Origin of the sequence: Haliscomenobacter sp. (genome assembly GCF_965225875.1) — a bacterium.
In the GTDB taxonomy this organism is placed as follows: domain Bacteria; phylum Bacteroidota; class Bacteroidia; order Chitinophagales; family Saprospiraceae; genus Haliscomenobacter.
On record NZ_CBDDBS010000001.1, the window covers coordinates 37,123 to 51,442 of the forward strand.

The 14,320-nt window shown below is 43.8% G+C and carries 16 protein-coding genes; 8 read left to right on the plus strand and 8 right to left on the minus strand.

What is annotated here, in order from left to right; all coding sequences use genetic code 11:
* The first annotated feature begins 263 nt into the window (after positions 1-263).
* The 3 genes from ACO08K_RS00120 to rpmA all read left to right on the plus strand — a co-directional run bounded on the left by ACO08K_RS00120 (position 264) and on the right by rpmA (position 2,542).
* Positions 264-1,499 carry an aspartyl protease family protein gene (locus ACO08K_RS00120; RefSeq protein ID WP_421794346.1) on the plus strand — a complete coding sequence of 412 codons (1,236 nt, stop codon included), beginning with the start codon at positions 264-266 and terminating at the stop codon, positions 1,497-1,499.
* Between the two features lie 82 nt (positions 1,500-1,581).
* Positions 1,582-1,893 (plus strand): 50S ribosomal protein L21, encoded by a 312-nt coding sequence (rplU, locus tag ACO08K_RS00125; RefSeq protein ID WP_421794347.1) that lies wholly within the window; start codon positions 1,582-1,584, stop codon positions 1,891-1,893.
* A 22-nt stretch (positions 1,894-1,915) separates the two neighbouring features.
* The gene (gene rpmA / locus ACO08K_RS00130) at positions 1,916-2,542 is read left to right on the plus strand and encodes a 50S ribosomal protein L27 (protein WP_421794348.1); all 627 of its coding nucleotides are present in this window, start codon (positions 1,916-1,918) and stop codon (positions 2,540-2,542) included.
* Between the two features lie 251 nt (positions 2,543-2,793).
* Here rpmA and ACO08K_RS00135 read toward each other — a convergent pair whose 3' ends face one another.
* Entirely contained in the window at positions 2,794-3,180 is a 387-nt protein-coding gene (locus ACO08K_RS00135; protein WP_421794349.1) for a methylglyoxal synthase, read from the minus strand.
* 242 nt (positions 3,181-3,422) lie between these two features.
* Between ACO08K_RS00135 and ACO08K_RS00140 the strand changes: the two genes are divergently transcribed.
* A complete protein-coding gene (locus ACO08K_RS00140; protein WP_421794350.1) occupies positions 3,423-4,277 on the plus strand; it encodes a DUF2911 domain-containing protein in 855 nt (284 codons plus the stop codon).
* A gap of 81 nt (positions 4,278-4,358) precedes the next feature.
* On the opposite strand, the gene ACO08K_RS00145 is transcribed toward ACO08K_RS00140, so the two are convergent.
* Positions 4,359-5,177, minus strand: a complete 819-nt coding sequence (locus ACO08K_RS00145) for an SDR family oxidoreductase (protein ID WP_421794351.1) — start codon at positions 5,175-5,177, stop codon at positions 4,359-4,361.
* Positions 5,178-5,284: 107 nt separating this feature from the next.
* Between ACO08K_RS00145 and ACO08K_RS00150 the strand changes: the two genes are divergently transcribed.
* Complete coding sequence (locus ACO08K_RS00150) at positions 5,285-5,536, plus strand: hypothetical protein (RefSeq protein WP_421794352.1); 252 nt, start codon at positions 5,285-5,287, stop codon at positions 5,534-5,536.
* Here the strand turns inward: ACO08K_RS00150 and ACO08K_RS00155 are convergent.
* The 3 genes from ACO08K_RS00155 to ACO08K_RS00165 all read right to left on the minus strand — a co-directional run bounded on the left by ACO08K_RS00155 (position 5,527) and on the right by ACO08K_RS00165 (position 8,077).
* Positions 5,527-7,023 carry a right-handed parallel beta-helix repeat-containing protein gene (locus tag ACO08K_RS00155; protein WP_421794353.1) on the minus strand — a complete coding sequence of 499 codons (1,497 nt, stop codon included), beginning with the start codon at positions 7,021-7,023 and terminating at the stop codon, positions 5,527-5,529. The two genes, ACO08K_RS00150 and ACO08K_RS00155, sit on opposite strands and share 10 nt — an antisense overlap.
* 242 nt (positions 7,024-7,265) lie before the next feature.
* Entirely contained in the window at positions 7,266-7,679 is a 414-nt protein-coding gene (locus ACO08K_RS00160; RefSeq protein WP_421794354.1) for an HNH endonuclease, read from the minus strand.
* Positions 7,676-8,077 (minus strand): hypothetical protein, encoded by a 402-nt coding sequence (locus ACO08K_RS00165; RefSeq protein ID WP_421794355.1) that lies wholly within the window; start codon positions 8,075-8,077, stop codon positions 7,676-7,678. Before ACO08K_RS00165 ends, ACO08K_RS00160 begins: the two co-directional genes overlap by 4 nt.
* Positions 8,078-8,208: 131 nt before the next feature.
* On the opposite strand from ACO08K_RS00165, the gene ACO08K_RS00170 reads away from it, so the two are divergent.
* The 3 genes from ACO08K_RS00170 (at position 8,209) to ACO08K_RS00180 (ending at position 11,895) form a co-directional block, all read left to right on the plus strand.
* The gene (locus ACO08K_RS00170) at positions 8,209-9,006 is read left to right on the plus strand and encodes a penicillin-binding transpeptidase domain-containing protein (RefSeq protein WP_421794356.1); all 798 of its coding nucleotides are present in this window, start codon (positions 8,209-8,211) and stop codon (positions 9,004-9,006) included.
* A 33-nt stretch (positions 9,007-9,039) separates the two neighbouring features.
* On the plus strand, positions 9,040-9,804 hold the full coding sequence (locus tag ACO08K_RS00175) for a DUF1295 domain-containing protein (protein ID WP_421794357.1): 765 nt from the start codon (positions 9,040-9,042) through the stop codon (positions 9,802-9,804).
* A gap of 663 nt (positions 9,805-10,467) precedes the next feature.
* Positions 10,468-11,895 carry a hypothetical protein gene (locus ACO08K_RS00180; protein WP_421794358.1) on the plus strand — a complete coding sequence of 476 codons (1,428 nt, stop codon included), beginning with the start codon at positions 10,468-10,470 and terminating at the stop codon, positions 11,893-11,895.
* Positions 11,896-11,904: 9 nt separating this feature from the next.
* On the opposite strand, the gene ACO08K_RS00185 is transcribed toward ACO08K_RS00180, so the two are convergent.
* The 3 genes from ACO08K_RS00185 to ACO08K_RS00195 all read right to left on the minus strand — a co-directional run bounded on the left by ACO08K_RS00185 (position 11,905) and on the right by ACO08K_RS00195 (position 14,268).
* Entirely contained in the window at positions 11,905-12,807 is a 903-nt protein-coding gene (locus tag ACO08K_RS00185) for a hypothetical protein (RefSeq protein WP_421794359.1), read from the minus strand.
* A 55-nt stretch (positions 12,808-12,862) separates the two neighbouring features.
* Complete coding sequence (locus ACO08K_RS00190) at positions 12,863-13,522, minus strand: DUF5995 family protein (RefSeq protein ID WP_421794360.1); 660 nt, start codon at positions 13,520-13,522, stop codon at positions 12,863-12,865.
* Positions 13,523-13,608: 86 nt separating this feature from the next.
* On the minus strand, positions 13,609-14,268 hold the full coding sequence (locus ACO08K_RS00195) for an aspartate kinase (protein WP_421794361.1): 660 nt from the start codon (positions 14,266-14,268) through the stop codon (positions 13,609-13,611).
* Positions 14,269-14,320: the final 52 nt, after the last annotated feature.

Sequence of the window (14,320 nt, forward strand, 5' to 3'; positions counted from 1 at the left end):
GTGCATTACACTAATTGACCGGGCGTAAAAGTCTAAAATAAGTATGAAAAAACCAAGAATAGGCAAAAAGATTTTCGGGATATTTTGTTTTACCAAATTATATTGTGAATCGAAATTAGGGTAACAGGTTCCAAGGCTTCAGGGCTCCAAAGTTCCTAGGTTCTTCGGTTCCAAGGTTTTATTCTGGTCCATTAGGATTTTGTCCCGGACACCCTGGAATTTTGAAACCTGTACCCTCGGAACCCATATTTAAACCTGACTGTATGAAACCTATTGCCTTTGCTGTTTTTGCCCTGTTGTACACTGGATGTTTCATCAATGTTAAAGGGCAAGGAAATGACCTTACTTTTCTCAATAACCAAACTCATGTAGACATTCCGTTTGAATACGAAAACAACTTCATCATCATCAAAGTCATGTTCAATGACATCTTTCCGCTTAAATTCATCTTTGATACTGGCGCAGAAAACACCATTTTGACCAAGCGTGAGATCACCGATTTGTTTCAAATCGATTACCAAAAACGATTTACCATTTACGGTTCGGATTTAAGCCAAACCCTTTACGCCTATCTGGTGAGGGGTATTTCATTCCGCATTGGCGACATGCGGGCCAGTCAACGTTCTATTCTGGTGTTGGAAGAGGATTATTTTCAGTTCGACGAGTTCTCCGGGATTGACATCCACGGCATCCTGGGTGCAGATTTTTTTCGGCGCTTTGTGGTCAAAATCAATTATTACAAACAGATCATCACGCTTTATGACCCGGCGGTTTTTCAATTGCCTAAAGGGCATTTCACCGAATTCCCCTTGGAAATGCACCGCAGTAAGCCTTATTTGATCGCCCCCGTCACTTTGGGCAACGACACCACCATACAAACCAAATTATTGATGGATACAGGTGCCAGTATTGCGCTGCTGTTGTACACGGATACCAATGAAGGACTTAAAGTACCTGAAAAAGTAATCCGGAGCGTTTTAGGGCGGGGTTTGGGTGGCATCATCTATGGCTACCTGGGCCGGGTCAAAAGTTTGCAATTTACTGAACACCAATTCAATGAGGTACTTACCAATTTTCAGGAGATTCCCCATGTTGAAGACAGTACTTACATGAACAAGCGCAATGGGATCATAGGGAATCAATTGCTGGATCGTTTCACCCTCATTATCGATTACATCCACAATCGTGTTTTTGTACAGCCCAATCCCTATTTCAAGAAAAAATTTGAATTTGACCGCAGTGGGCTGTTCGTCACCGCCTCGGGAGCGGGGCTTTCCAAGTTTATTGTTTTCGATATCGTCCCTTCCAGCCCAGCAGCTAAGGCAGGTATCGTTTCTGGTGACGAAATCAAATCCATTAATGGAGTGCCTGCTTCTTTTTTCAAACTCCAGGACTTGATGTACAAATTCAGGGGAAAAGTGGGCAAAAAGATAAATATGGTTATTCTGCGCAGCGGAGAGCGGATTAGAATGGAATTGAGGTTAGAAGACCTGATTTAGTTTAGCTTTTTATTTTGCAATGTCATACAAAGCTTTATCTTTGCACCCAATTTCTTCAAAAAGCAATAAAATTTCATTCAGCATGTTTGCAATCGTAACGATAGCTGGTCAACAATTCAAAGTTGAGGAAGGGCAGGAGCTCTTCGTCCACCAGCTCGACGCAAATGCAGGCGACGGAGTTTCTTTTGATCAGGTTCAATTGATTGAAAAAAACGGCGCCGTGCAAATTGGCAAGCCTTTCATTGGCAGTGCCAAGGTCAGTGCAACGGTAATCGGCCACCAGAAAGGTGATAAAGTGGTCGTATTCAAAAAGAAAAGACGTAAAGGCTACCGCGTGAAAAACGGTCACCGTCAGTCTTTCACCAAAATCAAAATTGACAGCATCGCTGGTTAAACCAAACTAAAAGCAATTAGTCATGGCACATAAAAAAGGCGTCGGTAGTTCCGACAACGGCCGGGACAGTAAAAGTAAGCGCCTCGGTGTAAAATTGTTCGGCGGCCAGTATGCTAAGGCAGGAAACATCCTCGTTCGTCAGCGTGGCACCAAATTCCACCCGGGCGAAAATGTATACATGGGCAAAGATTTTACCCTGCATGCACAAATTACGGGTACAGTGGCTTTTTCCAAGTCCAAGCAAGACCGTACCTACGTTAGCATCCTTCCTCTGGAGACTGCAATTGTTGCTAAATCTGCACCAGTAGTGGTAGAAGAAGTTGCAGAAGTAGTTGCAAAACCAGCTGCTAAAAAGTCATCTTCCATCACTCTGCCTAGCGGCAAAAAGGTGAAGCAGGATGATCTGAAACTGGTTGAAGGCATCGGTCCAAAAATCGAAGAGTTGATGCACGCTGCAGGAATTACTACCTGGGCGGAATTGGCAGCTGCTCCAATCGAAAAACTGGAAGCCATTCTGGATGAGGCTGGTCCTCGTTTCCGTATCCATGATCCTGCTACCTGGGGCAAACAAGCCGCAATGGCTGATGCTGGTCAGTGGGAAGAACTGGAAACCTATCAGGACGAACTGAAAGGTGGCCGGGAAGAGTAATCAATCTTCCACCCTACAAGTTTAGTTTTCATAGCTTTATATTTTGGGCCCTGCTTCTTCTTTCTAGGAGCAGGGCTTTTTCTGTGTCTTCCGACACAGAATCCCACGGCTAAAGCCATGGGTTGAGTATGTGGAGTGGCCTCCCACGGATATAACCCACGATTTAAATCGTGGGATTCCCGTGGGTTGGCGATGTTTCTCGAAGGAATAGAAGGCCCGTTGGGGCAGCACTATGTGGCTGTCCAAGATGCTTAAATTCCTTTTGCCATTTCGAGTTGGAGGGACTGTACGAAGCGCAGGCCAGCAGCAGGATTGGTGGCCAGGGGGACATTATGCACATCACACAAGCGCATGAGCATACTTACATCCACTTCGTGGGGGTGTTTACCCAGGGGGTCGCGGAAAAAGATGATCATGTCCACTTTCCCTTCCACCATGCGGCTGGCAATTTGGGCGTCACCACCAAGAGGCCCGCTGAGCATCCGTTCAATTTCCAGGCCGGCCTTTTCCAGGTAAGCTCCAGTGGTGCCCGTAGCAATAAGGTGAATATCGTGTTCTTTAAAAAAATCGATGTGGTCACGAACAAAACCAACCATATCTACCTTTTTGCTATCGTGTGCGATCAGTGCGATGGTCATTTTTTGCAATTTTTTGGGGGCTAAAATAGATTAAGTAATCCGCGGCGTAAACTTTTTGCCACCTTAAATTGTAAGAGATACCAGAAAACTTGTCTGGCATGTTTGGTTTGCACAAACAATTACACTGGTACACCACATAGGGTGTGTAACTACTACCTTTGCCTGAAAATAAATGGATGAATATAACGTTTGCAAACCACAACTTTGTTTTACCATCTTTATTTCATAAATCAAACGTAACTATGAAAAAGTTCTGCTCGATTATTGCAGCCCTTTCCATGGCTTTAGCACTTGCTTTGCCACTGAATGCCCAAATCCAAACACCTGCAGCCAGTCCAACTGCTGAGGTAAAAACCAAAGTTGGTCTTACCGATGTAACTTTGTTGTACTCTCGTCCAAGTATCAAAGGCCGGACTATTTTTGGTACCGACAAAAACGCTGTCGTACCTTTTGGAACCATGTGGAGAACTGGTGCAAACTCTGCCACTAAGATTTCATTTGGTGATGATGTAACTATCGGTGGAACGGCCGTGAAAAAAGGCGATTATGCCATCTTCTCTACTCCAGGTGCCAGCGAGTGGAAGGTGATGTTCTTTACTTACGACACTCCTAATTCGGGTGGTTATGGCGACAAAACTGCCGTAGCAACCTGGACCTTGAAGCCACAAAAAGTTGCTGAAAAAGTAGAAACCTTCACCATCGACATCAATGACCAAACGATGGACAAGGCCAGCATCAACATCATTTGGGAAAACACCAAGGTGAGCATGCCATTGAGTGTGGACGTAGAAGGTAAGGTCAAAGCCAGCATTGACCGCACATTGGGTGGTCCTTCTGCCAACGATTATTACACTGCAGGTGCCTACTACCATGATACCAAAAAAGACCTGAACAAGGCCTTGGAATGGGTTCAAAAGGCTAACGCCATGTCTCCACAGTTCTGGACACTACGCAAAGAGTCTTTGATCCTGGCTGATCTGGGTCGCAAAAAAGAAGCCATCGAGGTGGCGATGAAATCTCTGGCCGCAGCTAAAAAAGAAAACAACCAGGATTACGTGCGCATGAATGAAACTTCGATTGCGGAGTGGAAGAAGTAAGAAAAAAGTGATGCGTGATAAATGATGAGTGATGAATCCCAGTAGGCCTGAATTCATCACTTATCATTTATCGTTCATCATTCAAAATTTTCGCTTAAAAACATACCCCAATTCCCTTCTCACCCGCTCGTTGCTCACCACTTTATAACGAGGTGTCTCGTCTGGCAAAAAGGTGGGTGGTTCAAAACCTTCCAAAATAGCCTGAGCGGTGTAATAATCGGCTTTGCGCGGGTGATCATCGGCGCATACATTGTACAGTTTGCCCCAGGCTGCTTGCTGAATCAGCGCTTCAATTACTCCAATACAATCATCGAGGTGAACTAAATTGACTGGGGCATTGCCTTCGGGCACATCGCGCTTGCCAGCAAAAAAGCGGCCTGCTTTGCGATCACCCCCCACCAAACCCGACATGCGCAGGATGGTGGAGCTTTCATTGGGATAATTGGTTTTAACAATTTTTTCAGCTTGAATCAAAGCTCTCGCCGAAGCTGTATCAGGCTTTAATTCCGAGTCTTCAGTAACTTCAGCATTGACATCGCCATAAACGCTGGTGGAACCTACAAACAGGATTTTTGCAACGCCACGTTGCTTGGCCAATTCCACAATCGCCCGAATTTGGGTAGGATACCAAACTTCTACATCGGGCCTACGCCGCGACGGAGGGATATTGAGAATTATCAGATCTGTGTCAAAAAATGTAGGGTCGCTGAGCTCAACCTGGCCTTGGTCTACCTGCAACAAAGTGGGATTTAGCCCTTCCGCATGCAACAAATCGAGCTTTTCTGCTGTGGTTGTTGAGGTTTTCACCGTGTAACCCAGTTTCTGTAAGTGTTTGGCCAATGGCCAGCCCAACCAGCCTGCTCCCAAAACCGATATCCTTTCTACTGAATTCAAAGCCATGGCAAATTTTTGATTTGACAATTCAATTCAAAATTCATATCTTAGAAATCTCAAACCACCCCAATGTAATTCGTGGGGCATCAGTCAACAACAAAAAAGAAACGCTTATGCATCCAAAGCAACCCTACAAGCCAATTAGTTGCGACTTTTACGATGAACTGGAGGCATACGCCACGCAACAAAAAATTGTAGTGGTAGAATTTGAAACCCCTGAAGGCAATATGCGCCAGTGCGAGGTTCGCATCGTCAACATTGAAACCCGCAACAAAGAGGAATTTGTCACCCTGGACAATGGCCTGGAAATCCGCCTGGATTACGTACATGGCGTCAATGGTCGGCTTATGCCTGATCACTGTTGACGTTCAAAGCAACCTGGATCGGGCTTTTGCGCGTTGCGTGTCACATTTTCAATGTCGGTCGTAATGGCGCGTGGAGTCGTGATCGGTTTGCCGTAGTCCAACGCAATTGACAAACTATCCAATCGATAATCATCTTTGTTCGGATCCTTAAAGACCTTATCGGTCGACTTGCCATTGATACATGGATCACATATTTCGCCCAAAAAGTTGACAAATTGACCACGGGCGATTAAGTCTTGAACCTTTACAACACAATTTTCAAATTTCACATTGAATATCCCAGTCGTCTGACCCTGGGAGGCGTCGCTTAATTCCATTTCGTCGCGGTCGGAGCCGTAAATGACGCAGTTGCGGAAATTGGCATTGAGGCGGTATACATTGGCCACACTACAATCCTCTTTGTAGCAGCGGAAATTGTTCATGCCCAGGGCCGAGGCCCGAATGCCGTAGCTCACCATGGTACAGTAGGTGAAGTTGTAGTCGCCGCCGTGGCGGAGGGTCACCGAAGTCACCTGGTTGTTGTAGAACAGGCAGTTTTCGGCGGTCACTGTACTGTGAATGGCCAAAAGGCCACTACCAGCAGTATTGTAAAAGCGGGAATTGCGGATGGTCAACTGCGCCGAAGAATCCACATACACCCCGATGTTGGAGTTTTTGATGGTGGCGTACTCAATCACATTGCCCCGGCTGCCGCGCCCGATGAAGATCCCATTCCACTGCCCGGCATCGTCCTGAAAGGATTCTTCGAGGCGATCGCCCTGAATGATCACGGGTTTCTCCTTGCTGCCCTTTACATTCAAACGCCCGTTGCGCAGCACGTAAATGAGGCCGTCGTTGTAAATGTCGAACAAGTCGTTTTTGGCTACGCCCCCATGCACATAGATGCGGGTACCTGCGGGAATGTTCAGTGTGCAGCTATCAACAAAAATAGCTCCATAAAACACGTAGGGTTTGGGATCATTAAAAGTGATTTCGGAATTTCGGCAAGACAACACCACAGGTTTGCCACCATTAAATCGGCTGGGGAAATAATTGGCGTTTTGCCCCCAGGCTTCTAAGGTTACTTCTTGTACGTTGCCATTGGTTTCAAAAATCACTTTTTCATCCACAATAAAGGGGCTCACCGACACGGGGTCGTTGGGGTCAATGGTTACCGTAGCAAAGAGGTAAATGCTGTCATTGGCGTAAATCTCCACGTCCTGAAACTCGCGTCCGGGAATGCCGTCTACATTCAAGGTAAACTTCGATTTGTCGCGGTTGAGCAAAAATATTTTGGAGACCCGAAGAGGTTGGTCGTTGTTGTTGATGATTTTGATGTAGCGCACCGCCGATCCGCGCCGGGTAAAAACGGTATCAAAACGCAGGGTGTCCGTAGAAAAAGCCAGCTTGGCATTGGCATCAGTGGTGAAGCTTTCGTCGTCGTTGCAGGAACCAAGGGCAATAGCGATGCTGAAGAGGATAAGAACGTAAAGGTATAAACGCGTCATGCGGACTTTTTTTGGATATTGAACGGCAAAGGTAGAAAAAAGTGTGTGTTGTGTGGGTGTGAATGTGTGGGTGTGGCGCTTGCAGTTTGGAGTTTTTGCTTGCTTGGGTGGGTGATTTGGGTTATCTTGGCAATCTATTATGCTTGGAAATTAAATACCTGAAATTATGTGTTAAAGTAGTGGGGAGTATAGTTATTTTTCCCATATTCCTGAGGCTATTGTCCGATTAGACAATTTAAAAATCAAAGATTTGGTGGATGTTTCCCCGCTGTCCTCAAAATTTGCCTTAGATTGATCAAGCCTGTTCGGTTAAGTTTTAATCGAATAATGGTCGCTCTGCCTACTGCACTCAGACCAATGAGTTGGGTATAATCTTCATTCCATTTGAAATGCTCTGCCCAAATGTCTTTGCGAGGGTGGAATAAATTGACTGTTTCTTCCGAAACCAGATCGATAGCAATAGTGGCCGTAAATTTATGGTAATTGCATCCTAGACAGGACCAAGCTAGATTATCCAATTCATCCTTGCCCCCTTTTGAGCTTGGAATGATGTGTTCGGCCGAAAAAGGGTCGTGAGAAATTATTTCTTGGGCAAAGCAATATTCACAACAATGCTTTGCTCTTTTACGAACTTCATTTCTCAATGAATCCGTCATGCCACTTTTCGCTTAATACCCAATTCAATCACAACATCTTCAAGCGCTTGATTGCGTAGCTTGGCCAATTCTATAACATACTTAATTCTTTCTGCATGAGCTATTTCAATGAGATCGTTCAATTGCAACAATTTTTCATGCTCTTCAGATGTAATTTCTCCAGATTGAAATAGATCTCCAAGTCGATAATATTCTTCCAAATCATGGGGATCAACATTTAATTGAATCCGACTTAAGAGCTCTGTTTCTGTCCATTTTTTGGGCTGCGAATTAGGATTTTCAATGTTGATTTCAGTCAGCAATTGTGAAATATAATTTTCAAGCGATACCCCCTGCCCTTCAGCACGTTTACGCAGGGATTGTTCAACCGTTACTGGTAATTCGATTGTTAAAGACATTTTCAAGATTTTTATCCTTAGCATAAAGTTCGTTCATTCTCGTTGAAAAAGCAAACATTTGATCAACAAAGACTACAACCCATACTCTGGCAAAATTGTCATCTAGCTATTCCTTTTAAACACAAACAATCATGCGTGCACTATCCATTTCAATTTTCCTCCTCCTCTCCCACCCCCTCATCGCCCAGCTCAACTTCCCCCAAGCCTTCCAAAACTGCCCATTCGAAGGTAGCGTCACCATCTACGACTACGGCAAGCAGCGCTGGTTATTCAGCGACAGTACCGATGCCCTGCGCAGTACCCAACCTGCTTCTACCTTCAAAATCATCAACCTGCTCATTGCCCTGGAGACCAAAACCATCCAGGACGAAAACAGCATCGTCAAATGGGTGGGCAGTACCGACACCACGCTTTATGGCTATCGCCCTGAGATTTACAAAGACATGAGTGTCAAGGAAGCCTTTGAAGTATCCGCTGGCTGGGTATTTATTGAACTGGCCAAAAAAATTGGCAAAACCCGCTATCTCCGTTACCTGAAGCGGTGTGGTTACGGCAACCTCAACTTATCGGAACCAGGGGATGACTTTTGGAATTTTGGTCCTTTTGGCATTTCACCCAAAAATCAGGTGGAATTCCTGATTAAAGTGCACGAGGGACGCTTGCCTTTTTCCAAAAGAAACCTGCAAATTTTGAAATCGGTGATGGTCAATGAGCGCAGCCCTAACTACACCCTCCGCGCCAAAACCGGTTGGACGCGGGTCAATGGGCAAGACATCGGCTGGTGGGTCGGTTATGTGGAGCGCAGGGACAATCTTTATTTTTTTGCCACCCGCATCGTCAAACCCCGAGCGGAACGCCATCCCAGTTTTGGCCAATGTCGCAAAGACATCACCCGCACCATACTACAACAATTACAAGCAATTGAATAAATTTACGGCTTTTTCACCTTCATCTAGCTCGTAATGTCCATCACTACCCTGCAAATCTTCACCAGTCTTTGGATCCTCATCGCTTTGATTGTACATGTTACGATGTTTTACGTCACAGCGCCTTTTGGTCGGCATACCTCTGAAAAGTGGGGGGTATTGATCGACAATAAACTGGGCTGGATGTTGATGGAGTTGCCTTCGCTGCTCATCATGGCTTATCACCTGGTTTGGGGAAGCCAATCCTTTTCCTCCTATGCCTGGGTACTTTTTGGGTTTTGGATTTTGCATTATTTCCACCGCAGCCTCATTTACCCTTTGCGCATCAAGGCAACGCCCAAAAAGATGCCGCTGGTAATTGCAATGAGTGCCATCCTCTTCAATTCCGTCAATGCCAGTTTGAATGGGTATTATTTAGCGGAGTTGGCACCCCTGAAGAAATACAGCCAGGCCTGGCTGAGCAGCCCGCATTTCCTACTGGGGATCATTCTTTTTATGGTAGGTTTTGCCATCAATTTGCGTTCGGATGCCATTTTGATCAATCTGCGCAAACCCGGTGAGACAGGCTACAAAATCCCGCGTGGTTTTTTGTTCACCTATGTTTCCTCGCCCAACTTGTTTGGTGAAATCATCGAATGGACCGGCTTTGCCCTGATGGCCTGGAACCTGCCTGCGCTAAGCTTTATGGTTTGGACTTTTGCCAACCTGGTGCCCCGGGCTAAAAACCACCATGACTGGTATTTGCAACAGTTTTCGGACTACCCTCGGGAGCGGAAAATTGTTTTCCCGTTTTTGTATTGAGATAAAACTTGGGGTTTAGTTTCACCTAGGGCGTTTTTTTATCAATTCATAAAATTTGACTGGGGGGCCGATATAAATAAATCCGGTTTTCAGGTCAGTGGTGTTAGGTATAGAAATGGCAATTGTCTGGACCCAAACCACCCTGGCTTTGATGAAACTAAATAGCCCCCCGGTCTTTCAGCATTTCCAACGCTTTGCTCCCTTTTTTCCGGAAGCGTGACTAATTCAAGCATCCCTGGCTTGCTTCAGCTATTCGCCAAAACTTCCCAGAAATGATGGATGTTTAAGTTCCAAATTCAAGCTTTTTAGAATCTGCGTTGAAGTTTCTTCATACTGCTTTCAGTAATACCCTAAAATTATTCCTTTAATCAAAGCCTAAAGTGCGTGCATTTATATTTTTCCTGTGTTTTTTTCACTATTTACTGAAGCATTCTCGCCGACTATTACGGCATAAATTTATTAATCAAAATATTGATAATCAATTTTTTAATTAAAAGTAAAAAATATTTACTGCAAATAGGTTTCCGTTTAATTTTTCCTGTGAATTTTTTTTCGTTTTTTTCTAAAAGTTTTTTTTGTGAAGTACTTTATGTTGCAGTTAACTTCAATTAGCCCCGGCAATTCAGGAGTACTTCAACTTTTTGGGCACATCAACTATAACCTATGAAAAACGATGCTTTTTTCGATCTGCTTCAATCAATGGAAAAAGATCAGTTCCAGCGGTTCCAAAAGTACGTGAGGATATACATCCAAAAAGGAAATCAGGCACTCCGCTTATTTGAGCAGTATTGTCAGTTGCGAGGCTCCAAAAAAAACAAGGATAAGGAGATAGACCGCGAAAAGGTTTTTACTGCATTTATAGAAAAAGAAGGGCTCAAGGCTCCCCGCAAACACCTTTTGAATTTGGTTAATGTCATAAATGATGTACTTAAAAAATTTCTGATTTCTGAGCGCCTCGAAGAAGAAAGGGGCACCTGTGATCTGTTTCTGTCAAAAATTTACATCGAAAAAGGTTTGGGTAAGCATTGGGAGATTCATTTCAAAAAAGCCGTCAAACGTTTAAAAAACCGCCCGCATGACATTGACGCGCACCTGGAATTGTCCCAGTTGTATGCCCAACGCTACTATTATCTTGGCAAAAAACAAAACAAGTACGACAACCAAAATGCAATGGATAGTATGTTGCAATTGGATGAGTACTTTTTGTCATTAAAATTGAAATGGTCGACCGAACTCCACAGCAACAAAAATATCTTCGGTAAGCAACATGATATTCGTTTTTTATCTGAATTGATGAAAGCTTGCGAGAAACTCAAAGGAAAACTTTCAGCCTACCAGGAAATGTACCTTCAGGCGCTCATTTTATTCAGGACGCCTACTGAATCCAATTACCAGGCTTTAAAAGAAAAGTTATACCTCCAACATGAGCACATCGCTAAAGTGGAAGTTGCCAATGTGCTAAACCTCCTCAACAATTACAATGCCTTGCTCATCAAAGGTGGCACGGATCGACTGGAGGCTGCCTATGAGATCTGTCAAAAAGCCATAAAGTACTCCTGTCTTGACCAAATGAACGCAGACTTCCTTCTCAACGCAGTGAACCTGAGTTGTGATAAACATGACCTTGCTCTTGCTGAGCAGTTTTTTCAGGCTTTAAACCAAAATTTCGCAGATCGAAATGACGCTATTTTGATTTCAAATGCCCGAATCAGGCTGAGCAAAGGTGAGTATCAGGCAGTAATCGATATGCTGCTTCCTGAAGAAGGCCAACAATTTCAGAGTCCATCAATGAGCATCCGAACCAGGGTATTAAAAGCTCAAGCTTATTACGAATTAGATGAAGTTGTACAGTTAGATAATGCATTAAGGAGTTTTAATGATTATTGCAAACGTGAAAAAAACCAGTCACTGAGTCTGGATACCTTTAAAAGTGTGAAACAATTCATCCTGTTTCTGCGTCGGCTGAATAGATTAGAACTTTTTGATGAAAAGGGTTATAAAAAATTATATAATGAGCTTCGAAGCAGCAAAAACATCATAGCCAAAACCTGGTTGCTGCAAAAAATCAATGCTGCTTTTCAATTTGAATGAGTTTGGGTTCTAAACGATCTCCTTCGCCTCTTTCAAAATCAAATTCAGCGATTCCAAGTAGGTATTGAAAGTAACCCTGGCCTTGTTTTTTCGAATCTCCAAAACCGGGCAGTGCGCCCTTCTAATGCCGTGAATGTAACTGGAAAGCAACAACTTGCCATTCTCTTCTTCAGGATCAACCATCATGTAGTGGTTGTAGGGAAAGTTCTCGTAAGTATATAGCTCAAATCGCCCTTTATACCCCTGTTGATTCAATTCATTTTTGATTTTTTTGAGTTCTTCCAGGATTTGTGGCATTTGTTCATAAGCCTTTGCTTCGTCAGGTGAAGCCTTGGCACGATCCAAAAAATACAGCCTGGTCATTTCACTCGAGGGATCCATCATCAGGCATTTCATGGTTACTCCATTTTTCAACAATTGTTCAATATGATCTCTGAATTCTGATTTTCGTCTACTGGTGAAGTATTGACTAAAAGTATGCAAGCGAATCCCCACTTCAATTATTTCCTTTTTGGCATTTTTAATGAACTGAATTTTTTCGCTCGTACTCCGGCGCCCTTCCTCGTAAATGATGATACCATGAGTTTGGTGGGGTGTTTCTTCAGGTTCAGAATCTGCGGAATCTTCGGTATTTGCCGGTTTGATAAATTCATTTTTTGCTTGGTCGTATTTCCAGGGCCAATTTGATTCAATGACCAGGATAAAAGCCCTGGCAACTTCCCCAAGCAACTCCCGGCTCAAATTTATTTTACGTGCCGAGTTCCCTTCTATGATTTGTTTTTTGATGTTGCTTAAAGTTGCAGCTGTAGTTTTAAAACCTACAGCTTCTAATTTAATCACCAAAGTTGTATGATTAAACCGAGTAATCAGGGTTGGGTAACAAAGACGAATGATGGCTTTTGAATTTGACATAGACAACTGTTTATATAAGATTTCTAATTTGCGATAAAATATAAAAATTCAGGCCTTAAACACGCAACAAACCCTCTCCTTTTTCCAATGCCTTTTGCTCCTGCTCTTTTTTGATTGTTTCACGTATAACGAACTCGGGCGCATCAAGCATCCGAATAGCAACGTTCCATACCTCGTGCCGCCAACTGCTAATCATTTGTGAAAGAAGCCATTCATCTATACGCCCCATCGCCTGGTCAACTACGGCCATCAGTGGAGCCATCGGCTCAACAACGGTATCCTGCACTTCATCAGTGGTTTTGCCGATGATGACATTTACAGTTTCATGGTCTTCTTGGCGTGATTCGCGCTGAGTTTCATCAAGATTGGGCCATTCTTTGCACAAGCAGTCGTATAGGGCTAAAGGCAAATCGTAATTGATGTGGGCGTTGACCCCCAGGAGTAGATATTGCAAAACATGCAACTTTTGGTGCTGAGCGGCTTGGTGAGCTTGTCTCCATGCAGCCGGAGACTCTGCCGGATTGCGTTCATAGGCAGTAAGCGCCTTGAAATAATAGGCGGCGAAATGATTTATCAATGTTGCTACCCATTCACAATCCTTAAATTCCCCCGCTCGAATGGCCGCAACCATATTGGTACTCATCATGCTGTAACAACGCAAAAAAATATAACGCCGGTCTCCAGATTTTTCCCAGGTATCGGCTTGTCGAATCATTTTTTGAAGAAGTAGGTCTAGGTGTTGCATAGGTCAAATTGAGCACATAAATGGGGACTAATACAATATTACAAATTTATTGATTTCTAACGATGCCTCAAGCCCATCAATAAAGAAAATGCCTTATCTAAATCCCGATTTGACAATACAATGGTATACTCATTTGATGTGGAAATCATTTCTACCAGGTTAATCCCATTGAGCGCCAATTCTTTGAGGATGTAGTAATACACTCCGTAAATCGCCTGGTTGCCTTCAGGGAGCATCAAACTGATCGAGCAAAGGTCTTTTTCCTTGACCAGCATTTTTTCACTGTGAAAAATCTCTTCCAGTTTTGTACCCATACTTTCCGAAATAACGATGGTGGTTTCGGATACACCTTGCGAAAAAGAGTAAAAAACTTTGGCTGCTTCACTAATGGCATTGAGTAGTTCCACTTGTTTTGCCAAGAGGGTCTCAGAGTTGAGAAAGGTATAGTCCAGAAGGCCCGAACGCACACTGATGTCAGTCATTTTTCGAAAAAAAAGGCGCAGGTTTTTATCCAAATGCAACAAATCGCCCAAGGGCATCCGATTGATGGCCATAACGATGGCACTGCTGTTGACTTCCTTTCCTGCCGCTTTTTCCACATCTGGCTGAATTTTGCGCGCAAGAGACGATACATTCACCAGCCCCTCCGCCAGTGCCTCCAACATAAAAGGGGAACTGCTGATGATTTGGTTAACGTGTTCAGAAATTTTTATCACTTTGTTTAAATTTAAACGAAAATATATTTTTCTGTACAATTGCCCACTAAAA